This is a genomic window from Stenotrophomonas geniculata ATCC 19374 = JCM 13324, assembly GCF_001431625.1.
Taxonomy (GTDB): Bacteria; Pseudomonadota; Gammaproteobacteria; order Xanthomonadales; family Xanthomonadaceae; genus Stenotrophomonas; species Stenotrophomonas geniculata.
Window position 1 is genome coordinate 15311 of sequence record NZ_LLXT01000085.1, and the last position, 21781, is coordinate 37091.

General features: G+C 68.3%; 10 protein-coding genes and 1 pseudogene. 7 read left to right on the plus strand and 4 right to left on the minus strand.

The window, feature by feature from the left end; all coding sequences use genetic code 11:
• The first annotated feature begins 78 nt into the window (after nucleotides 1–78).
• On the plus strand, nucleotides 79–12462 hold the full coding sequence (locus ARC63_RS05610; protein WP_057502763.1) for a filamentous haemagglutinin family protein: 12384 nt from the start codon (nucleotides 79–81) through the stop codon (nucleotides 12460–12462).
• Nucleotides 12463–12806: 344 nt separating this feature from the next.
• Here the strand turns inward: ARC63_RS05610 and ARC63_RS05615 are convergent, their stop codons facing one another.
• From ARC63_RS05615 to gspH, 3 genes are read right to left on the minus strand one after another with little or no spacing between them, the layout of a single operon-like run.
• Nucleotides 12807–13421, minus strand: a complete 615-nt coding sequence (locus tag ARC63_RS05615) for a prepilin-type N-terminal cleavage/methylation domain-containing protein (RefSeq protein WP_057502807.1) — start codon at nucleotides 13419–13421, stop codon at nucleotides 12807–12809.
• Nucleotides 13418–13780 carry a type II secretion system minor pseudopilin GspI gene (gene gspI, locus ARC63_RS05620; protein WP_057502764.1) on the minus strand — a complete coding sequence of 121 codons (363 nt, stop codon included), beginning with the start codon at nucleotides 13778–13780 and terminating at the stop codon, nucleotides 13418–13420. The genes ARC63_RS05615 and gspI overlap by 4 nt, the downstream gene beginning before the upstream one ends.
• A complete protein-coding gene (gspH, locus tag ARC63_RS05625) occupies nucleotides 13777–14223 on the minus strand; it encodes a type II secretion system minor pseudopilin GspH (RefSeq protein ID WP_049409494.1) in 447 nt (148 codons plus the stop codon). The genes gspI and gspH overlap by 4 nt, the downstream gene beginning before the upstream one ends.
• Before the next feature lie 115 nt (nucleotides 14224–14338).
• Between gspH and ARC63_RS05630 the strand changes: the two genes are divergently transcribed.
• Nucleotides 14339–14788 carry a hypothetical protein gene (locus ARC63_RS05630; RefSeq protein WP_057502765.1) on the plus strand — a complete coding sequence of 150 codons (450 nt, stop codon included), beginning with the start codon at nucleotides 14339–14341 and terminating at the stop codon, nucleotides 14786–14788.
• Nucleotides 14789–14888: 100 nt separating this feature from the next.
• Here the strand turns inward: ARC63_RS05630 and ARC63_RS05635 are convergent, their stop codons facing one another.
• A complete protein-coding gene (locus ARC63_RS05635) occupies nucleotides 14889–15224 on the minus strand; it encodes a hypothetical protein (RefSeq protein ID WP_057502766.1) in 336 nt (111 codons plus the stop codon).
• 201 nt (nucleotides 15225–15425) lie between these two features.
• Here ARC63_RS05635 and ARC63_RS05640 point away from each other — a divergent pair, with 201 nt between their 5' ends.
• From ARC63_RS05640 to ARC63_RS05660, 5 genes and pseudogenes are all read left to right on the plus strand, one after another.
• Nucleotides 15426–17042 carry a ShlB/FhaC/HecB family hemolysin secretion/activation protein gene (locus ARC63_RS05640; RefSeq protein WP_057502767.1) on the plus strand — a complete coding sequence of 539 codons (1617 nt, stop codon included), beginning with the start codon at nucleotides 15426–15428 and terminating at the stop codon, nucleotides 17040–17042.
• Between the two features lie 38 nt (nucleotides 17043–17080).
• A complete protein-coding gene (locus ARC63_RS05645; RefSeq protein ID WP_057502768.1) occupies nucleotides 17081–18865 on the plus strand; it encodes a DUF2341 domain-containing protein in 1785 nt (594 codons plus the stop codon).
• Between the two features lie 10 nt (nucleotides 18866–18875).
• Nucleotides 18876–19289 (plus strand): ExbD/TolR family protein, encoded by a 414-nt coding sequence (locus ARC63_RS05650; RefSeq protein WP_005409874.1) that lies wholly within the window; start codon nucleotides 18876–18878, stop codon nucleotides 19287–19289.
• Nucleotides 19290–19328: 39 nt separating this feature from the next.
• Nucleotides 19329–19993: pseudogene (gene tolA / locus ARC63_RS05655) on the plus strand (cell envelope integrity protein TolA).
• 42 nt (nucleotides 19994–20035) lie between these two features.
• Nucleotides 20036–21781, plus strand: coding sequence for a putative porin (locus ARC63_RS05660; RefSeq protein WP_057502769.1), 1746 nt, complete (start codon nucleotides 20036–20038; stop codon nucleotides 21779–21781).

Genomic DNA, 21781 nt, shown 5'->3' on the forward strand with positions numbered 1-21781 from the left:
ATCAGTGGCAGGGCATGCGTTGCGCGTGCCTCCCCGATCGTCGCCGCAGCCGCGGCCCACCAGGTTGATGAGGTTCCGATGTCGCACCCGCTCCCGTCCGCTGTTCATCCGGCCGCGCCGATGCGCCGCAATCATCCGATGGCGTGGGCCATCGCGGTCGCCCTGGGCAGCGTGGTGGCCCCGGCCAGCCAGGCGCAGCAGGCGTTCAGCCCGGGCTGGTTCGCCGAGCGGGGCGCGGCCCAGGGCAGCGCGGCACAGAGTGGCCGGATGCCCAACGGTGTGCCGATCCAGTTCCAGTTGCCGGCCCAGCAGCAGGATGCAGCACGGCAGAAGCTGCAGCAGTCGATCGACAACCTCGGTACAGCGGCGCAGGCGATTGCCCTGCAGCAGCGCTTGCAGGAACAGGCGCGGCAGGCGCGCCGCGAGGCTGGCTTCATCGTTGCCGATGGCCTCGGCAAGGATGGCCTGAGCGTCGACCAGAACCCGCTGACCCGCGGCTGGCTCAATGCGCGCGACGCAATCCAGTCGCAGGGCAGCGACGGGCGGGTGCAGGTCACGGTCGAGCAGACCGCGGACAAGGCGATCCTGAACTGGGAGACCTTCAACATCGGCGGCAACACCACGCTGAACTTCCTGCAGAATCCTGACTGGGCAGTACTGAACCGCGTCAACGATCCGCAGGCGCGGCCCAGCCAGATCCTGGGCCAGCTGAAGGCCAATGGCACGGTGTTCGTGGCCAACCGCAACGGGGTGGTGTTCGGCAACAACAGTCAGGTCAATGTACGCAATCTGCTGGCGGCTGCAGCACGGATCAGCGATGCGCAGTTCCGCGACAATGGCCTGTACAGCCCCGACGCCAGCAGCAGCGCGCTCAGCGATGCATTTGGCAAGGTGATGGTGGAGCAGGGCGCCCGCATCGCGACCCATGAGCCGACCAGTGCGACGCGCGGCGGTGGCTACGTGCTGCTGGCTGGGCACAGCGTGGAGAATGCTGGTCATATCGAGGCGCGCAAGGGCCAGGCGCAGCTTGCTGCCGGTGACAGTTTCGTGATCCGGCGTGGCGTGGGTACGGCGACCAACACCAGCTCCACCACCCGGGGCAATGAAATCGCGCCGCGCTTCATCGCTGGCAGCACGGCTGGCAGCGTGCGCAACACCGGCCTGATACGCGCGCTCGAGGGTGACGTGACTCTGGCCGGGCGCAGTGTGGAGCAGGCCGGTGTGGCCGTGGCCAGCACCACGCTGGCACAGCGCGGCACCGTGCATCTTCTGGCCTCGGCCAGTGATACCGGCAGCAGCGTCACGCTTGCCGATGGAGCCACCACGGCGGTGCTGATCGAGGACGATGGCAAGGCCACGGTCCTGGATACGCAGCGTGACAGCCTCATCAAGGAGTCGGCAGAGCAGGACGCGATCCGCGCTGGCACTCGCTCGGCAACCTTCGACAATCTGTCCCAGCACAATGATCGCCGCGACCAGTCGCGGGTGGAGATCGTCTCGGGTGGCAACATCCGTTTCAGCGCGGATTCGCTGACGGTTGCCACGGGCGGCCAGATCATCGCCGATGCGGCGGCTCGCAGCTACGTAGACGACGCCGCGCGCGTGGACGTGTCCGGCGCAGTGGGCGTACAGGTGTCGATGGAGAGCAACAATGTCCAGGTCAAGGTGCAGGGCAACGAACTGCGCGATGCCCTGGACAACCGCGACAGCGGCAAGCTGACCAGCAGCGAAGTCTGGGTCGACCGCCGCAGGCTCGTCCACGTTCCGGCCGGTACCGGGGGCTACGAGGGTGAGCGTTGGTACGCTGCAGGCGGCCTGCTGGAAGTGGGTGGCTATCTCGACAACCAGGGGCACTCGATCGGCGAATGGGCCGCGCAGGGAGGCACCGTCCTGCTGGGCGGCAGGGAAGTGATCACGCACGGCGGTTCACGCATCAACCTTGCCGGTGGCAGCTTGGATGTGCAGAGCGGCGCGATCCGGCAGAGTTGGGTGCGCGGCGTCGATGGCCAGGTCTACCGCCTTGACGACGCGCCGGGCGAGATGCTGTTCGATGGCCTGTACAGCGGCCATGAAGTAAAGCAGGAGCGCTGGGGCATCACCGAGACCTTCCGTGATCCGATTGTATTCGCGGCGCAGCGTGTCGATAACGGATACACGGTCGGCCGCGATGCAGGACGCCTGATCATCTCCGCACCGACCGCGGTGCTGGATGGGCAGGTTGAGACTGCCACCTTCCAGGGCGCGCAGCAGAACCGCAGGCCGGATACCGCGTTGGACGGTTATGCGCAGGCGCAGACGGCGGTCGCGCGCAATGCGCAGCTGTACCTGGGGCGCTACGACGGCCAGGGCCGCAGTGGTGTGTTCGGCTCGGATGTGCGCCTGGATGACAAGGCGCCGACGAAGGCGGCATGGTCACTGCTGGCGCCGGTCAACGAGGAGCGGCGTGACACGGTGTGGCTGGATATCGCAGCGCTGAGTGCCCAGCAGTGGGGACGGATCGACCTGGCGACCGCCGATCGCATCCGCATCGACGGCAACCTCCGGCTTCAGGCAGGTGGACAGCTCAACCTGACCGGCAGCGAGGTGGAACTGGCAGGCGACATCGGCATTGCCGGCGGCCAGCTGTCGGCGGGCAACCTGCTGGATGTCCAGGGCCGGCCGACGGCGCTGCTGCACGATGGCCGCGCCCGCACCGCCATTGCCGACGGCACGCGGATCGATCTCTCCGGTGAATGGAGCAATGCAGCGCTGGGGGTGCCACTGGATGCGGGTGGTGCCTGGACGGATGGCGGCCGTCTGAGCCTGAGCAACAGCCATGACGTGAGGGTGGGTGCCGGGGCGACGGTCGACGTCGAGGCCGGCGCCGCGCTGGACCTGCGCGGCAAAGGTCGTATCGGCGCAGGGGGCAGCATCAGCCTGCAGGCGAACAGCAGCACGGTTGCAACGGACGGCAGCGGCCGGGTGCAGCTGGGCGAGGGCAGCCGGTTCAGCGGCCGTGGCCAGGGCAGCGGCACGTTCTCGCTGGGCACCGGTGGCCGGGTGCGGGTGGGCGATGCGGATCCGGCGGACCCAGCAGCGCTGCAGGTGGATGCCGGCCTGTTCGGCAGTGGCTTTGCCCAGTACGACATCAATGGCCATCAAGGGCTGGAGGTTGCCGATGGCACGCAGCTGGCAGCGCGCATGCCGGGCCTTCGGATGACCGCAGACGCGCGTGTCGCGACGGACCGGAAGGAGGCACTGGAGAGCTGGCTGGCACCGCTCTACAGTGCCGATCCGATGAGCGGGCTGGTCCGCCAGCGCAGCGGTGCCAGCGTGAGCCTGCGCTCGGATCGCAACAGCGTCGGCGGCGACCTGCGGGTGGGCAAGGCCGCACTGATCGAGGTCGACCCGGGGCAGGCGATCTCCCTGCTCGGCGCCGGCAACATCGATGTGGAAGGCACGCTGCGTGCGCAGGGAGGACGCATCAGCATCGACGATGTGCGCCTGCCGACCACGCTCTATGCCGGGCAGCGGAGCGAGCGGACCTGGCGGTTCGCCGACGGTGCGCTGCTGGATGCCAGTGCGGATGCGGTGTCACTGGCCGACGCCGGTGGCCGCCTGCAGGGACAGGTGCGGGCGGGGGGGCGCATCGAGATCGGCGGCGCGCTCGACTGGGAGAGCTCCGCGTCGGTGGACAACCGTCCGCCTGAAGCCTTCGTCGTGCTCGAGCGTGGCGCGCAGCTGCGGGCAGCGGGCGCCTCGGCGCCGTTGGATGTCGACGGGAAGGGGCGCACCCGGGTGGACAGCGACGGCGGGCAGATCGTGCTGCGTTCGGCCAACGCTCTGTATCTGGACGGCTCAATGGATGCCTCTGCCGGCGGCAGTGGCGCGCACGGCGGCACCTTGGGCGTGGCCTTTGGTGGCAGCGTTCATGCGCGCGGCGCGAGCGAGGAGGTGCTGCGCGCGCGCGGCATTACGCTCAGCCAGCGCAGCCCGGCCGACGCGGTGCTGCCGGACCGGCTGGAGTATGGGCACGCGGCGCTGTCGGTGGAGCAGATCCAGGCCGGTGGCTTCGACACCCTGTCCGTATTCGGTGACGTCCGCGCGGAGGGCGATGTCGACCTGCGCATGGGCCAGAGCCTGCGCATGTACGGACAGGGGCAGTCAAGCCTCGGCATGGCCTTGGCAGCACCGCAGTCCAGCGGCATTTCGCTGAGTGCTCCGCACCTGCTGCTGGCACAGTCGCACTGGCAGTCGCTGCCGGGTGAGAACCTGGTGGTCACCGATACCGTGGCGTCGGCTGCGGAAGGCGACCACGTGCTGTCGGCGAGGGCTGATCTGATCGACATCCGTGATGTCACCTGGCTGCCCGGCTTCAACCAGGTCGTGCTCGACAGCCGCAGCGACGTGCGGCTGCTCAACGCGGTGTCCAACGGCGGATCGATCAGTGCGTTGATGGCGAGCGGGTCGATGGACGTGAGTGCCGCCCGGCTGTACCCCACCTCCGGTGCGACGGGCTATCTGGTCGCGGGTGCGTCTGCGGCGACCGTGGCGACGCCCGGATACTGGTCAGATCCGGATGCGGTGCTGCGCATCCGGGGTACGGGTACGGCGGCGACCACTCCGCCCGAGTCAGCGCTGGGCGCGTTGCAGCTGGTGGCAGCCACCGTGCAGCAGGGCGGCAACGTGCAGGCGCCGATGGGGGCGCTGCAGCTGGGCGGCCTGGTCCTGGGCGGCACACGTGCCAGCCGGGTGGAGCTGCTGCCGGGCAGCATCACCTCCACCAGTGGCGCAGGTCTGGCGCTGCCCTACGGCGGTACCGTGGACGGTGTGTCGTGGAGAAGGGGCAGCAGCAGCCTGGAGTCACTGACGCCGGCCGGCATTGCGTCCAATGGCGTGACCCTTACCGCCAACGACGTGGATGTGCATGCCGGTGCGCTGCTGGACGTGTCAGGTGGCGGCGAACTGACCGGCGCGGCATTCGTCTCAGGCCGCGGTGGCTCCGTCGACGTGCTGCGCACCGCGTTGGCCGATGCCAACCCGCGCTATGCGTTCAGTGCCTCCGGCAACCCGGTGTACGCGATCGTGCCGGGACGTGCCGGCAGCTTCGCACCCAGCAGTGATGATGGCTTCGCTGCTCCAGCGGTGGGCCAGCAGATCACCGTACCCGCCGGCGTTCCCGGCCTGCCTGCGGGCACCTACACATTGCTGCCGGCGAGCTTCGCGCTGCAGCCGGGTGCATTCCGCGTCGAGCTGGGCGCGACGGGGACCTCCGGCGTGCCACAGCCGATCCAGACCGGCACCGGTACCTGGCGCGTGTCCGGCCGGCAGGGATCGGCACTGGGCGGGGTGGCGTCGCCGCTGCTCACCGACATCCTGCTGACGCCGGCGGCGGTGGTACGCCGGCATTCCGGCTACAACGAAACCAGCTACAACAGCTTCGTGCAGGCCACCGCCGACCGTCGTGGCGAGGCGCGCGGCTGGCAGACCATCGATGCGCTGGGCCTGACCCTGGCACTGGGTGAAGGCGCTGGTCGCGAGGGAATCGCGGCCATCGACTTCGCCGGCACGGCGCGTTTCTCCGCGGCCAATGAAAAAGGGCGCGGCGGTACCCTGGTCGCCACGCTCGCCAGCCCGGCCGTGGGTTCGCTGGAGGTCGCTGCTGCCGGCAGTCCGTCGCAGGCGCACGATCGCGGCGCGACCTTCACCGACGACGCACTCAATGCGCTGCGGCCGGAACGCATGGTGATCGGCGGACAGTTCAACGAGTCGGCTTCGCTGGTGGCGGTGTCCGGCTCGGTGCGCGATGTGGCGATCCGCTCCGGTGCGACCCTGCAGGCGCCGGAGATACTGGTGGCTGCGGCGTCCGGTGGCAGCGGCATCCTGGTCGAAGCCGGGGCGACACTCGACACCTTGTCTTTCGCACGCGACAGCGCGTCCGCGCCGACCGTGCCCTATCAGGTCAATGGCGGCCTGCTGGCCGTCTCGAACCAGCGCCTGAACCTGATCACCGGTACGACCGGTGTGGCGGCCGGGCCGGTCGCGATCGACATCGGCGGCTGCCAGACCGACTGCGAAGGCGAGGCACGGCTGGTGTCCGATGGCAGCATCGGGGTGGCCACCGATGGTGTGCTGCAGATGCGCGATTCCGCCCGTTATGGCACGCGCCAGCTTGGCGTGAGCATGGCGGCGCTCAACCTCGGCAGCGCCGAGGCGATCGCGCAGGCGGCGGCCGCAGGGGCGTTGCCAAATGGCATGACCATGAACCAGTCCGTGCTGCAGCAGCTGCTGCGCGGCAATGATGCCACCGGCGCACCGGCGCTGGATACGCTGAGCCTGGTCGCACGGGATTCGGTCAACGTCTTCGGCAGCGTTGACCTGGATGCGCGCGACAGTGCCACCGGCCGCGGTGGCCTGCAGACGCTGGTACTGGGCGCGCAGGCCATCCATGGCTATGGTGCGGCGAGCGACCGTGCGCGCATCCTGGTGGACACACTGGTCTGGGACGGTTCGCTGGCGGCGACGCAGGCGCCGGGCAGCGATGCGTCGGTGCCGCCGGCCGATCCGATGGTGGACCGGCTCGGCGCGGGGCAGCTGGACATCGTCACCCGCAACCTGCAGCTGGCGCGCGCCCCGTTCAGCCGTCCCAGCTCCGAGGTGCCTGCCAACCGTCAGGTACTCGGCTTCAGCGCCCTCAACCTCAGCGCGTCCGGGCAGCTGCTGTTTTCCGCGCTGGGCACGCTGGACGTGTACCAGCAGCGCGGCGACTATCTCGCGGACAAGGGCTGGCAGTACAGCGGTGGCAGCATCGGCATCGACACGCCGCTGCTGACGGCCGATCCCGGTGCGCAGCTGCGGGTGCGGACCGGCGGCGACTTCCGTCTGCAGGGCGGCCGCGGCACGACCGGCGGCGACGCGCTGGGCAGCGAACTGAGCATCGATGCGCAGCGGATCGCGCTGGACAGCTCGATCGCACTGGCCTCTGGCCGGCTGTCAGCGAGCGCGCGCGAAGGCATCGCGCTCGGCAGCCAGGCGGCGCTGGACCTGGCGGGGCGCAGGGTCACGCTGTACGACGTGGACAGGTACAGCTGGGGCGGCGACGTGCTCCTTTCCAGCGATACGGGGGACGTCAGCACTGATGCCGCCTCGCGCATCGATCTCTCGGCGCGCAACAACCGCGGCGGACGGCTGACGGTGAACGCGCTGGCCGGGCGGGTCGATCTGGCCGGCGGCATCGAGGGGGCTGCCAGTGGACGTTACGACGCAGGTGGCACCGTGGTGCCTTACGGCGGCGCAGACCTCGTGGTTCGCGCCGGCACGTTGCAGGACTTCGCAGGCTTGAACCAGCGCCTGAACGCAGGAGGTGTCACCGGCGGGCGCACGTTCCGGATCGGCGAGGGTGATCTGCTGATCGGTGACGAGGTGAAGGCGCGTAGGGTCGACATCAGCCTCGACGCAGGCAGCCTGCGCGTAGCGGGGCGCATCGATGCCAGCGGCGAACAGGTCGGTGCGATCCGCCTGTACGCACGTGACGGTCTGCAGGTGGAGGGCACGCTGGATACGCATGGCACCGGCCTGCGCGTGGACAGCCAGGGCAAGATCATCGACAGCCCGAACCGGGCTACGATCGAACTGGGCAGCGCCGCCGGCGGGATCGACATCGGCGCCGGCGCCCACATGGACCTGCGCGCGGGCACGGCTGTGGCGGCGGGCGGCGGCCGCGGGCAGAACGACGGCGTGGCCCGCGGCACCCTGAAGATCGATGCGCCACGCATCGGCAGCAACGATGCGGCGATAACGGTCGCCAGCGGACTGCGCGTCGAAGGTGCGGCCGATATCCAGGTCAATGCGGTGCGACGCTATGAGGACGCCCCCTTGGCGGACAGTGTCGACATCAACGGCAACCGCGCGCAGCGCGTCACTCAGCAATGGCTGGACCAGATCGTCGATCCGGACAACCGCACGTGGATGGACGGCGCGCTGGCCAATGCGGACCTCCGACAACGCACGGCTGCGCTGGGCGCGCACCGCCTGCGCCCGGGCGTGCAGATCCTCGCCCGCCGCAGCGAGGCCAATCCCGGAGGTGACCTGACCGTATCCGGTGACATCGACCTGTCCGGCTACCGCTATGGGCCCGATGCCGATCGCAGTGATCCGGCGCGGCGCGGCTTCGGCGAGTCGGCGTCGCTGGTGCTGCGCGCGGAGGGCAACATCAACGTGCACGGCAGCATCAATGATGGTTTCGCACCGCCGCCGTCCACGCCGGACGAGGGCGGTTGGCAGTTGTATGAGGCTCGCAATGGCAGCGCCGGGCACACCCCCTTCGGTGGCGACCTGGTGGTGCCGGTGGACGGGGTGAAGCTGCAGCCGGGCACCGAGTTCCAGGCCGGCACCCGCCTGAACTATGACGTGCCGGTCGAATCGGTAACGCTTCCGGTCGGTACCGTGCTGCCCGCGCCGATGGTGATCTCGCAGACCCTGCGCCTGCCTGCGGGCACGGTGCTGGGTGCGGCGGTGACCACCCAGTCCGGGCAGACGCTGGCGGCGGGCACCGTGCTGCAGGAGCCGCTGGTGCTGGCGGCCGGCGCGCGGCTGGGCGCCGGCTTCCGCCTGCGCAGCGCGGTCCAGATGGCGGCACAGGAGTGGCCCGCCGGCGCGGTGCTGCCGGTTGCGCTGCGCCTGGCGCGGGAAGTCGAGCTCAAGGTGGGCGCGTACATCCCATCGTTGACCAAGGTGGAGCTGCCCGGCGACACGCCGGTGAATCTGCGGCCGGCCGATGCCAACGGCAACCAGGGGCGCAACTGGGCGCTGGCGCCGATGCTGGCCGAGGGCACCACCTCCTGGGACCTGACCGTGGTTGCCGGTGCCGATTCCGGCGCAGCCGATCCACGCAGCCGGCGCTGGGGCAGCGAAGGCAGCGTGGTGCTGGCCGACACCCACCAGGGCTCGATCGGTACGGTCAAGACCGAAATCATCTGGGTGGGTGATCGTGCGTTGACCGAGCGGGCATCGCTGGACTGGATCGGCGACACCTCCTATGCGGGCCGTCCGATCGCGGAGCTGGCCGACATGTACGGCTTCACCGAAGATGAGTTCTGCGCGATGTCGGCCGACTACTGCGGCCCGGCCCCCCGCCAGGTGGCCGCGCAGGGCTCGCTGGATTACTGGGGTGACGAGTCCTACGTGGGCACCCCTGCGAAGGACTTCGCGGCGATGTTCGGCATGACCGAAGACCAGTTCTGCAGCACCGCACCCAGCTACTGCGCCGGCGGTGGCACGCAGACCGAAGTGACAACTTACGGCAAGCGCGCGGGCACGCCGGCCTGGAGCGTGCTGCGCACCGGCAAGGGGGACCTGGAACTGCTCGCTGCCGGTGATGTCGTGATGAAGTCCGGCTTCGGTGTGTACACGGCGGGCACTCCCACCACGCTGGGCGAGGGCCGCGACGCTGCCTTCAATTCGCCCCGTGCAGCAGCCCCCAGGAACACGGCACTGCTGGGTCCGAACCTGGTGCCGGGCAGCTATGATGCCGCGTTGGCCGGCTACCAGGCCTGGTATCCCGATCATGGCGGCAACCTGCGCGTCGAAGCCGGGCGAGATATCGTCGGTGACGTCTGGACCGGGCGCGCAGAGTCGGGCACCAGCGAGCGCGACTGGGCGCTGTACTCCAGTGCCGCGGTCGGCAATTGGCTGTGGCGGCAGGGAACCGGCAGCACCACCGGTGTGGAGCCGGTGCCGACCAGCTGGTGGGTGAACTTTGGCGCCTACACCAACGTGTCCGCTGCTGCTGGCGCCTCTCCGCGGATGGTCGGCTTCACCGGCTTCGGTACCTTGGGCGGCGGCAACTTGACGCTGGAGGCCGGGCGTGACGCCGGCGTGCGCGATGCGATAGGTGACGCGCTGGACTCGACGATCGCACCGCGCTCGGGTGCGATCATCGCGGCGGTGGGATCGACCGGCCGGGTCAGCGATGGCCAGCTGCACCTGACCGGCGGCGGCGACCTGCAACTGCGTATCGGTGGCGCACTGAATCCGAATCTGCGGGCGACGTTCTCCAGCCTCAATGCCTCCAGGGCGGGACAGAATCTCGACCTCAACGGTACCTTCAGCAATCTGCGTGGCAGCCTGCAGCTGGATGCGGGACGCATCGGTGCAATGGGCGTCACCCTGGAAAGCTACGCGACGCTGGGCCAGCTGCGTGCGGCCGATCTGTTCGCCGCCGACGCCGCTCGCCCGATGGGCGGGCCGGTGCTGGTGCTGGGCGATGCGGTCGCGCAGCTGCAGGCGCGGGGTGACGTCGTGCTCGGCGGCGTCGCCGATGCCGGTCGGGTTCCACTGGCCAACTACAGCGCGGTGGTGCAGGACAACGGCAGCCGCGCTGCGGGCAGCACCTGGTTCTCCCTGTGGACCGACACGACCGCCGTGGACCTGTTCAGTGCCGGTGGCGACCTGGCGCCGGGCCTGGCCGGGCCGGAGAACGTGACCGGCAGCAATCTGTGGCCCGAGCAGGTTGCGCTGGCACCGGGCAGCCGGGAGGAGCTGCTGAACTACTGGCTCTATCCTTCGCGCTTCAGCGCCGTTGCTGCGCGGGGCGACGTCAAGCTGGACCGGATCAGCACCACGCCGGGGACGCAGGATGTGATCCTGCTGGCACCCTCGGCGACAGGACGGCTGGACGTCCTGGCCGGTGGCGGCATCTTCGCCCAGCGTGGCGCGACCCAGATCGCGCGCTCCGCCAGCGACGCGCGCCTGCCGGGAGCCTTCGACCCTGCATTCATGGCCGAGCAGGGGGATTCCAGCGGCAATGTGACCCGCTCGCGTCACAACCTGTCGGTGGACGGCAACATTGCATCGCCGCAGGCATCGCTTCCGCTGTTCGCCTTCGGCCCCAGTACACCGCTGTCCACGGTCTCTGCGGCACTGGCACCGAGCCGCTTCTACGCGGTGCAGGGCGACATCATCGGTCTGGCCACCGGCGCCCAACGCACGCTGACTCCCAACGGGGGGCAGCGCACGCAGCTGAACTGGTTCGAGGCCGCCGGCGCCGTGCAACTGCGGGCAGGCCGGGACATCCTCGGGGTGTCGATGACCGCGTTGAACACCGCGCCCACCGACATCACGGTGGTGGCGGCGGGCCGCGACATCGTGCATCTGAACGCGACCATCGCCGGCCCCGGCAACACCGAGATCAGTGCCGGCCGCCAGCTGCGCCAGGAGGATGCGGGCAGCATCGTCAGCCTCGGTGGCATCGTGCAGGGCGATACCCGTCCCGGCGCCAGCATCGCGCTGACGGCCGGCAACCAGCAGATCGATTTCGCGGCCCTGCGTGCCCGCTATCTGGATCCTGCGAATCTGGCCGATCCCGCGCAATCGCTGGCATCGCAGTCGGGCAGGGCAGTCAAGGTCTACGACCAGGAACTGAAGCAGTGGCTGCAGCAACGCTTCGGCATGGCCGCCGATGGCGACGCGGCGCTGGCTGCGTTCGATGCGTTGCCGCAGGAACAGCAGCGCATCTTCCTGCGCCAGGTCTACTACGCCGAACTGCGTGAAGGTGGCCGCGAGTACACCGATGCCGAAGGTCCGCGTTTCGGTTCGTACCTCCGTGGCCGCGAGGCCATCGCCACGCTGATGCCGGACAAGGATGCGACGGGGGCGACGATCCAGCGCACCGGCGACATCCTGATGTACGGAGGCTCCGGCGTGCGTACCGAAGCCGGCGGCAACATCGAGCTGATGGCGCCGGGCGGACAGGTCGTGGTGGGTGTGCAGGGTGTGGTGCCGCCGGCCAGTGCCGGGCTGGTGACGCAGGGGCAGGGTGACATCCGTCTGTTCAGCCAGGACAGCGTTCTGCTGGGGCTGTCTCGGGTGATGACAACGTTCGGCGGAGACATTCTGGCCTGGTCGGAGCAGGGTGACATCAATGCCGGTCGTGGTTCGCAGACCACGTTGTTGTACACGCCACCGCGTCGCGTCTATGACGGCTGGGGCAACGTGATCCTGTCGCCGCAGGCCCCGGCCAGTGGTGCAGGTATCGCAACGTTGAACCCCATTGCCGAAGTACGACCGGGCGACGTCGATCTGATCGCGCCGCTGGGCACCATCGATGCGGGCGAAGCGGGCATCCGCGTCTCGGGCAACATCAACCTGGCCGCGCTGCAGGTGCTCAACGCCGCCAACATCCAGGTACAGGGTGAAAGCAAGGGCCTGCCCGTGCTGGCCACGGTGAACGTCAACGCGCTGGCCTCGGCCAGTGCAGCAGCCAACAGCGCCAGCCAAGCGGCACAGGATGTGATGCGCAAGAGCCAGGATGATGCGCGGCGCAACCAGCCATCGGTGATCAGTGTGCAGATCCTCGGTTTCGGCAGCGGCACCAGCAGCATCAACCCGCCGGCGCGTGGCAATACTGCCAACGCTGGCTATGACGCCAACAGTGCCTTCCAGTTCCCGCAGGCAAGTCGCGACGAGGGCACGCAGCGCCGGTAGGCCTCTTGCAAGCGTGCCGACCAACGGTCGGCACCAAGGTAGATCCACGCCTTGCGTGGATGCGATCGGGCCGGAAGAACGGACAGCATCGGGCCAGCCGCCACGGAGCGGTGGCGTCCCCAGCCAGGACGGCACGGAGGGCAGGGAGCGGCCATCAGCGGTGAGGACCACCGACACAACGCCGCCGGGTGCAGGAGAGTGCCCGGCGGCAGGCGGGGGGATCCATGCAATGCGCGGATTCCGGAGCCAACAACAATGCCGACCAACGGTCGGCACCCACCAAGGCACGGTCGGCACCCACCGTAGATCCACGCCGTGCGTGGACGCTTTGCCTGGGAAGAATCCTAAAGCTCTAGCACCCGCCGGTAACTCAACGGCCCACGCCCATCGCGCAGGCCCAGCCGCAGTTCCAGCCCGGTGGCCGGCAGCACTTCGCCTTCGCTCGGCAACGGCGCCCAGCCGGCACCGGGCTGCCATGCCCGCACCTCGAACCGCTGTACCTCGCGCGCCACGGCAATGCCCTTCGACAGATCCGGCGCCGGCAGGGGATACCGATCCGTCGCTGCGCCGCTGGCCCGCCAAAGCGTACTTCCCTGCCGCCACCAGCGCACCCGCTGCCAGCGCAGCCCATCGCTGCCGACACTGCGGGTGATCTCCAGCGCGAAGCTCCCATCCGGATGCCGCTCGCTCACCAGCGAAGGCGGCAGCAGCCGCTGCGGTTGATCGGCCGGCCGCACTGCACCATTCATCAACGCATCGTCTGCGCGCATTTCGATATCACGCTGGAGCTGCTGCAGCACGCGCAGCGCCGTCGTGGTCTCGGCATCCGCCTGGCGCAGGCGCTGGTCGCTGTTGGCCACGCTGTCGAGCGCCCGCCAGCAGATCAGTGCCAGTACGCCCATGATGGTGATCGCAATCATCACCTCGATCAGGGTGAAACCGCGCACGGCGCGCGTCATTGCGCCGCCGTCCATGGCAACTGCATCCGCGCCAGCGACTGCCGGGGAGCATCTTCGGCAACCACACTCAGTTCCAGCTGCGGCTGGCCGTCGCTGCCCGTGCCCAGATGCTGAAGCACCAGGAAGCTGCTGCGCCCCTGCACGCAGCGCTGCCGGTCATACTGCGGTGCCTGTCCGCTCAGGCGCAGTTCCTGCCAGCGATCCTGCGCACACAACAGTGCCAGGCGACGGTCACGCAGCCGTGACTGATCGTCGGTCGCCACTGCCACCGAGCGCATCACCGCCGCCAATGCAATCGATACGATCGCCAATGCGATCAGCACTTCGATCAGGGTGAATCCGCGTGCCGCCTGCTTCATTGCACGACCTGCAACTGTCCGCTGCCATCATCACGAAGACGCAGTTTGCGACCATCCAGCGACAATCCAAGCTCCCAGGCGATACCGATCCACTCCGGGCTCAGCTCAATGGGGTTGGCGGGCTGCACCGCGATACCCGTTGCCTGCCACTTCTGCGGTCGCAGCAGATCATCGTGTTCAACGGTCACCCAACCGCTGCCTTCGCGGCGGCTGAAACGATAGCCGTTGGCGTCGGCCTGCCAACGCAGGGGGCGGCCATCGATGCGCGCCTCATCGCGCGCCACCTGCAGGCGCTGCGCCAACCGCTCGGCTTCCTGTCGCAGCTGCCGGCCCGGGTCGAGCAGGCTGCCCAGGCCCAGCCCGATTCCGGCCGTGCAGATGCCGATGATCACCAGCACCACCATCAGTTCCAGCAGGGTGAAACCGCGCGGCACGCGCTGCATCGACGTTGCCTCCTGTCCGGGTCGATACCTGCCAGCGTAGGCCGACATGATGAAACAAAAGCGTCAGCCACAGCTGCTAGCGTAGGCGGACACGAACGTGGTGGCGGTGTGGAACATGGATGGCAGGCGCTGGGATCGCAATCGCATACTGACCCTGCTGGCGGCGACGCTGCTGCTGGCCGTGGTGGCCTATTGGAGTGTCACCCTGTCTGCCGTGGCGCCAGCGGCCGCGGCCAGCGAGGCGAAGGCCGTGGCGCCGGTACGGCCGATGTTCGATGCAGTGGCCAGCCTGCCGCTGGTGCGGCTGCTGTCCCCCGGTGCAGTGCAGACTGAGGTGGTGGTGCTGGGCGTGATGGCCGGTGACCATGCGCCATTGGCCCTGCTCTCGGTGGATGGACGCCCGGCGGAAGCGTATGCGCCCGGCCAACGACTCGGACCCTGCACGGTGCTGGCAAGCATCAGTGCCAGCGCGGTGGAACTGAACCAGGCAGGGCAATCGCGCAGCTTGCCGGTGCCTGAGCTGCCGCCGGTGCCGATCGATGGCATCGTGCCGGTTGCACTGTAGAGCCGAGCCTACGCTCGGCTGCTCCTGGAAGAACAGTCGAGCATGGCTCGACGCTACAGAATCCTGCCGGGCTGGGGCTCTGCACCGCGACTGTGCAGGCTCAGCGCGCCGGGCGCTGCGGTACCACCGAACGACCAAAGGCATCGCCCATGCGCTGTCGTGTGCCTTCCAGGTTGTACTGCATCAGTTGGTTGCCGGGCTGCCGCATCAGGCGTTCGGCCTCCGGCAGCGCCGGTGATTTCGCCGTTTTCGATGCCGGCGCAAGTTTGCGCTGCAGGCAGTCCCAGGCCGGAATGCGCTCGCCATTGACCTGTACTTCGACGCAGGGCGCGGCGCCTTCCTGCTTCTTCGCCTCTCCGGCGAGAACCGGGGCCAACGCCAGCAGCAACGCAAGGGTGAGGGCAGCGCGCAGTTCCACCATCAATGATTCACGCATCTCGAATCTCCCGCAGCAATCGACGTTCTGCAATGAAGACGTGTGGCGAAGGCAGGGCCCGCCTGCGTGCGTTGCGGCGCTGTCAAAAGATGACAGTGCTGTCATAAAACTGTTGGCGGTTTTGACGCGACGTGCACGTCCTGTTGGTAGACCCACGCGCCGCTCCATGGCCATTACCTTCGATACGTCGCGATGCCTTCGATGACTCCTGTTCCGTGCCGAACCGTCCGCCTTCCCTTGCGCCTGCATCCCCTGGTGCTGGCCCTGGCCGCGATGCCGCTGCCGTTGTTCGCGCAGGAGGCAGCGCCTGCGCCCAGCGTGAACATCAATGAATACATCGTACGTGGCAATACCGTGCTCGATCCGCGCCAGATCGAGCGCGCGGTCGAGCCCTTCCTCGGCCCGGGAAAGACCCTGGCCGATGTCGAGAAGGCACGCGATGCAGTCAATGCGCTGTACCAGCAGGCGGGCTACCAGTCGGTCTACGTGGAGCTTCCCGAGCAGCAGGTCAGTGGTGGCGTAGTGCTGCTGAAGGTACAGCAGACACCGATCGGCCAGCTGCGGGTCGTGGGAACGAAGCACGAATCGCCCGAGCGCATCCGCGAACGCGTACCAGCGCTGGCGGAAGGCAAGGTGCCGGACTTCGACCAGGCCCAGAAAGAACTGACCGCGCTGAATGAGGGCGGGCGTCGCCAGGTGATGCCGCTGGTGCGCGAAGGCCAGGTGCCGGGCACGATGGATGTGGACCTGCAGGTCGAAGAAAAGTCGCCGTGGCGTGCCAGCGCGTCACTCAACAACGACCACAGCGCCGACACCGAGAAGCTGCGCCTGAGTGCATCGCTGGCCTACGACAACCTGTGGAAGCGCGGGCACAGCGCCAACATCGGCGTGTATCTGGCACCGGAAGACACCAAACAGGCCAAGGTGTTCTCGGCCTCGTACACGATGCCGTTCGAAGGCACGCCGTGGAGCCTGGAAGCGTCCGGCTACAAATCCGACAGCCGCGTGCTGAACGCGGGTGGGCAGGTGGGTACCGGCACCGGTACCAACGTGATCGGCAACGGTCACTTGATCGGCCTCAAGCTCAACTATCGACTGGCCGGCAGCAGCCAGTGGTGGCGCCAGCTCAGCCTTGGTGTGGATTTCAAGGACACCGAGGAAGATACCCAGATGGGCAAGGACAGCCTGAAGACGCCGCTGAAGTACGCGCCTATCACGCTGGCCTTCGTGGGCGTTCGCCAGGGCGAGCAGGATCAGCTGAGCATCAATACCCAGCTGGTTGCCGGCACCCGCCGCCTGTTCGGCTATGGCAGTGACGCCACCGCCTTCGGCCAGAAGCGCTACTGGGCCGATCCGAGTTTCGTCGCCTTCAAGGCCGACGTGGCCAACACCCACACCTTCGGCAATGACTGGCAATGGTATGCGCGCGGCTCGCTGCAGGTGACCGATGCGCCGCTGGTGTCGGCCGAGCAGTTCGCCGCCGGTGGCATGTACACCGTGCGTGGCTACCTGTCGGCCGAGGCGATCGGCGACTACGGCGGCCTGGCCAGCCTGGAATGGCGCACACCGGCGTGGTCACTGTGGAGCGGCACCGACCTGCGTGTCTACAGCTTTGCCGACGCGGCCTACCTGCGCCTGCGCCAGCCGCTGCCCGAGCAGCGTGACAAGTACAACCTGGCCTCGGTCGGCCTGGGCGCGCAGATGCGCCTCGGCGAGCACCTGCAACTGCGCCTGGACTACGCCTGGCCTTATGCCGATGGCCCGGTCACGCGCAAGGACGACCCGCGCCTGCATTTCAACATCAGCACCAGTTACTGACCCTTCCCTTGAACATGCGTTCTCCGGAGACCCTTCGCATGGACCGTTTGCTTTCCCGAGTGTTGTTGCTGCTGGCCGCGCTGGTTGCGCTGCCGGTCGCTGCGGCCGATGCCAATTGGTGGCAGGCCGAATGGAAATACCGCAAGCCGATCACCGTCGACGCCGGCCCGCAGGGCGCGGGCCTGGCCGGTGACCCGGGTCGCACGCCGCTGCTGCTGCGCCTGCATACCGGCAACTTCGGTTTCGACGGCACCCAGGACGCGGGCAACGACCTGCGCTTCGTCTCGGGTGATGGCCGCACCGTGCTGGCCCACCAGATCGAACAGTTCGATCCCAAGCTGGGCCTGGCCCTGGTCTGGGTGGACGTACCGGCGGTCAGCGCCGCAGCACCGCAGACGATCTGGATGTACTACGGCAACGAGAAGGCCCCGGCCAGCGGCAATGGCCAGCAGGTGTTCGACCCGGACTACACGCTGGTCTACCACTTTGCCGAGGCCAATGCGCCGGCACGCGACACCACCGCCTATGGAAACAACGCCGGGGCCGTGGCACCGCCGTCGGAAGGCTCGGTGATCGGCCGCGGCGTTCAGTTGGGCGCAGCCCCGCTGCCGCTGCCGGCCAGCGCATCGCTTGCGCAGGAGGCGGGCGCGCCGCTCACCGTCTCGGCCTGGATCAAGCCGGGCAGCAACAACGCCGCACAGGCGATCTACGCCCGTCGTGACGGTGCTTCCGAACTGGTGCTGGGCATCGAGAACCGGGTGCCGTTCGTGCAGCTCAATGGCCAGCGCAGCACGCCGGCACAGCCGATTCCGGAAGGGCAGTGGGCGCATGTGGCGCTGACTGCGGAGAAGGGGGCTCTGCAGCTGTACCTCAATGGCCGCGTGGTCGCACAGCTGAGCGGCGAATTGCCGGCGCTGGGCACCGCCCCGGTAGTGGGCGCCGATGCTCCTGGCGCGATGCAGCCGCTGGCCAATTTCGAGGGCGCACTGGATGAGCTGCGTATCTCGCGCGTGGCACGACCGGCGGCACTGCTGCTGGCCGATGCCACCGCACAGGGCGCCGACTCGCGCCTGATCAGCTACGGTGCCGACGAGCAGTCCGCCGGTCAGAGCCACTTCGCCTTCATCCTCAAGGCAATGCCGTTCGACGCCTGGGTGGTGGTGGCGATCCTCGGCCTGATGATGCTGCTGTCGTGGGCGATCATGATCGCCAAGGGGCGCCACTTCGGCCGCACCAGCAAGGCCAACGCGGTGTTCACCGAGAGCTTCGGAAAGTTGTCCGGCGTGCCGCTGCGCACCCTGTCCGACATGGACCGCCAGGGCAAGGCGCCGACCGCGATGCACGACGGTTCGCTGTGGCGGATCTACCAGGTGGCCATCGATGAAATGCAGCAGCGCCACCAGCGCGATGGCAACAGCGGTTACCTCAGTGGCGCCACCATCGCCGCGATCCGCGCCTCGATGGATGCGGTGATGGTGCGCGAGCAGGAAGCGATGGCACGGCGCATGAACTGGCTGTCGACCACCATCGAAGGCGCGCCGTACGTGGGCCTGTTCGGTACCGTGATCGGCATCATGCTGGTGTTCGTGGTGGCGGCGATGGCCGGCGCGGTGGACATCAATTCGGTGGCACCGGGCATGGCCGCGGCGCTGCTGTGTACCGCAGCCGGCCTCGGCGTCGCGATTCCGGCGCTGTTCGGCTACAACTACCTGGGTGCACGTGCCGAGGCGATCGGCGCCGACATGGCGGTGTTCATCGACGAGTTCGCCGCGCGCCTGGCCGAAGAGCAGGACGGGCGCGGCCCGGCCGCGGTCCAGGGCTGAGGGGCGCGCCATGGGCCAGAAGGCGAAGTTCGGCATCAAGAAGCGCGAGAAGGGCATCAACGTAACGCCCTTCGTCGACGTGCTGCTGGTGGTGCTGGTGATCTTCATCCTGACCAGCAACGCCTCCATCCCCGGCATCGAGGTCAACCTGCCGAAGGCCAGCAACAGCGTGGCACTGGAGAAGCCGAAGACCAAGGCGATCACCATCGACCCCAGTGGTCAGGTGTTCCTGGATGCCTATCCGGTGACGATGGCCGAGCTGGAAGACCGCCTGCGCACCGAGCGCGCGACCACGCCGGATTTCCCGGTGATCGTGCGCGGTGACGCGCAGGTGCAGTACGCCCGCGTGGTCGAGGTGCTGGACCTGCTGCGGCGGCTGGAGCTGGCCCAGGTCGGCCTGGTCACCGGCAAGGCGCAGGGCTGAGGCATGACGGCCCATCAACCCCCTCGGCCGGAACCCGGCATGCGCGGTCGCCAGCTGCTGGTGACCGTTGCACTGGTACTGGCAGCCTTGCTGGTGCTTGGCATCGCCGTGTGGTGGATGCTGTTCAAGGACACCGCCAGCACCCGCAGGCCGGTGGTGCAGCCGCCGATGCTGGCATTGCCGCCCCCCCTCCGCCGCCGCCACCGCCGCCGGAAAAGCCACCGGAGCCGGAGACGCCGCCGGAAGAAACGATGCCCGAACCGGAGCCGCTGGATCAGCCGACGCCCGCTGAAGAGCCCACGCCGACGCCGGACAATGCAGACCCGGTGACGATGAATGCCGATGCGCAGGCCGGTGGTGACAACTTCGGCATCCAGTCCGGCAGTGGCGGCGGTTCGTCCGGCGTCGGCCGTGGCGGCGCCGGCAATGCCACCTATGGGCGCTATCTCGGCTATCTGATGCAGCAGGCGATCTCGCGCGACGACAAGGTCAAGCGCCTGGCGTTCCAGCTGCAGGTGAATGTGTGGCTGTCCAACGATGGCCGCCTGGAAAAGGTCGAGCTGGTGCGTGGCAGTGGCAACGAGGAGGCCGACGCGGCCGTGCTCGATGCGCTGCGACGCATCGGCAAGGTCGACCAGGCACCGCCGCCGTCGCTCGATTTCCCCGCCCGCGTGCTGATCCAGGGCCGCCGGCCCGGGGCCTGATTCCCGACCTCCGTGATTTCCCTTCTTTCGATGAGAACCGTGATGAACGACCACGTCCGCGCACGAACCGACTCCCGCCGCCCGCGGCCGGCCCGACGGGCGCTGCTGTGCTGCGCCGTGCTGCTCAGCCTGGCCGCCCCGGCCGGTGCGATGGCCGCAGAAACCACCATGGTCAAGCTGATCAAGGGCCTGATCGCCAGCGGCGCGCTGAAGCCAGAAGACGGCCAGGCATTGCTGGTGCAGGCCGAGGCTGAAGCAGCGGCCGCATCGCGCACTACGACCACCGCACCTTCGGCCGCCAGCGGTGGCGTGGCCCTGGAGGCCGGCGACGTGCGCGTGCCCTACGTGCCGCAGAGCGTGCGCGACGGCATCCGTGACGAAGTGCGCCAGGATGTGATGGCGCAGGCCAGGTCCGAGGGCTGGGCGGCACCGAACGAAGTGGCTGAGTGGACCAAGCGCATCAAGGTCACCGGTGACATGCGCGTGCGCAGCGAGTCGCGCTTCTTCTCCGAACGCAACAGCGACATCGTGAGCAACTGGTCGTCGATCAATTCCGGCAACGGCTTCGACACCAACACCAACACCAACCTGCAGCTGCCGCCGCTGCTGAACACCCGCCAGGACCGCCGCAACCTGTGGCGCATCCGCGCCCGCCTGGGCATCGAGGCGACCATCGGCCAGCACACCACGGCCGGTGTGCGCCTGGCCAGCGGCAGCAGCAATGGCCCGGTGTCGACCACCGAGCAGCTGGGTGGTGGCCTGAGCAAGAAGGACGTGTGGCTGGACCAGGCCTGGCTGGCCTACAGACCGGCCGACTGGGTGACGGTGCGCGGCGGCCGCTTCGGCAATCCGTTCTGGACCAGCGATACGCTGTTCTCCAACGACCTGAACTTCGACGGCCTGGCCGCCAACCTGCAGTATGACTTTGACGGTGGTGACCTCGGCCTGTTCGCCAACCTGGCCGTGGTACCGCTGGAGTACACCTCCGACAGCGCGCCGAGCCAGAGCCGGGTCAAGACCCCGAACGAGAACAAGTGGCTGTCCGGTGCACAGGTCGGCATGAACTGGCGCTTCAACGACGACAATGCGCTGCGTGCCGCACTGGGCTACTACGATTTCAAGAACATCAGCGGCCGCCTGTCCTCGCCGTGCGCGCTATATGCGGGCGCGGTGGGCTGCGATACCGACTGGTCGCGCCCAGCGTTCATGCAGAAGGGCAATACCCTGATGCTGATCCGCGACATCGCGCGCAATCCGCTGGACCCGGCCAACACGCCGACCCCGCAGTATGTCGGCCTGGCCTCGGCATTCCGCCTGGCCACGCTCAACCTGCGCTGGGATACGCAGCTGGCCCAGGGCATCGGCCTGCGCCTGGATGGCGACTACATCCGCAACCTGGCCTACGACAAGCAGGCCATGTTCAGCCGCGCCAACAACGGCATCGTCAACAACTACGGTGCCGGTGGCGCCGCCAGCATCGATACCTTCCGCAGTGGCGACACCGCCTGGATGGTGCAGGCCACCTTCGGGGCCACCGAGCTGAAGGAAAAGGGCCAGTGGCAGGCGCTGCTGGGCTACAAGCACATCGAGGCCGATGCGCTGCCCGACGCCTACAACGATCCGAACTTCCACCTCGGCGGCACCAACGCCCGTGGCTACTACGTGGGCGGTGCCTACGCGCTGGATGCACGCAGCTGGATCAGCGGCAAGTGGATGGCGGCCAAGGAAGTGTCCGGTGCGCCGCTGTCGATCGACGTGTTCCAGCTGGAGTTCAATACCGGCTTCTGA

Bases quoted from the DNA above. Each gene is read 5' to 3' on its own strand.
- ARC63_RS05610 (WP_057502763.1), top strand. From the start codon at position 79: ATGTCGCACCCGCTCCCGTCCGCTGTTCATCCGGCCGCGCCGATGCGC.
- ARC63_RS05615 (WP_057502807.1), bottom strand. From the start codon at position 13,421: ATGACGCGCGCCGTGCGCGGTTTCACCCTGATCGAGGTGATGATTGCG.
- gspI (WP_057502764.1), bottom strand. From the start codon at position 13,780: ATGAAGCAGGCGGCACGCGGATTCACCCTGATCGAAGTGCTGATCGCA.
- gspH (WP_049409494.1), bottom strand. From the start codon at position 14,223: ATGCAGCGCGTGCCGCGCGGTTTCACCCTGCTGGAACTGATGGTGGTG.
- ARC63_RS05630 (WP_057502765.1), top strand. From the start codon at position 14,339: ATGGATGGCAGGCGCTGGGATCGCAATCGCATACTGACCCTGCTGGCG.
- ARC63_RS05635 (WP_057502766.1), bottom strand. From the start codon at position 15,224: ATGCGTGAATCATTGATGGTGGAACTGCGCGCTGCCCTCACCCTTGCG.
- ARC63_RS05640 (WP_057502767.1), top strand. From the start codon at position 15,426: ATGACTCCTGTTCCGTGCCGAACCGTCCGCCTTCCCTTGCGCCTGCAT.
- ARC63_RS05645 (WP_057502768.1), top strand. From the start codon at position 17,081: ATGGACCGTTTGCTTTCCCGAGTGTTGTTGCTGCTGGCCGCGCTGGTT.
- ARC63_RS05650 (WP_005409874.1), top strand. From the start codon at position 18,876: ATGGGCCAGAAGGCGAAGTTCGGCATCAAGAAGCGCGAGAAGGGCATC.
- ARC63_RS05660 (WP_057502769.1), top strand. From the start codon at position 20,036: ATGAACGACCACGTCCGCGCACGAACCGACTCCCGCCGCCCGCGGCCG.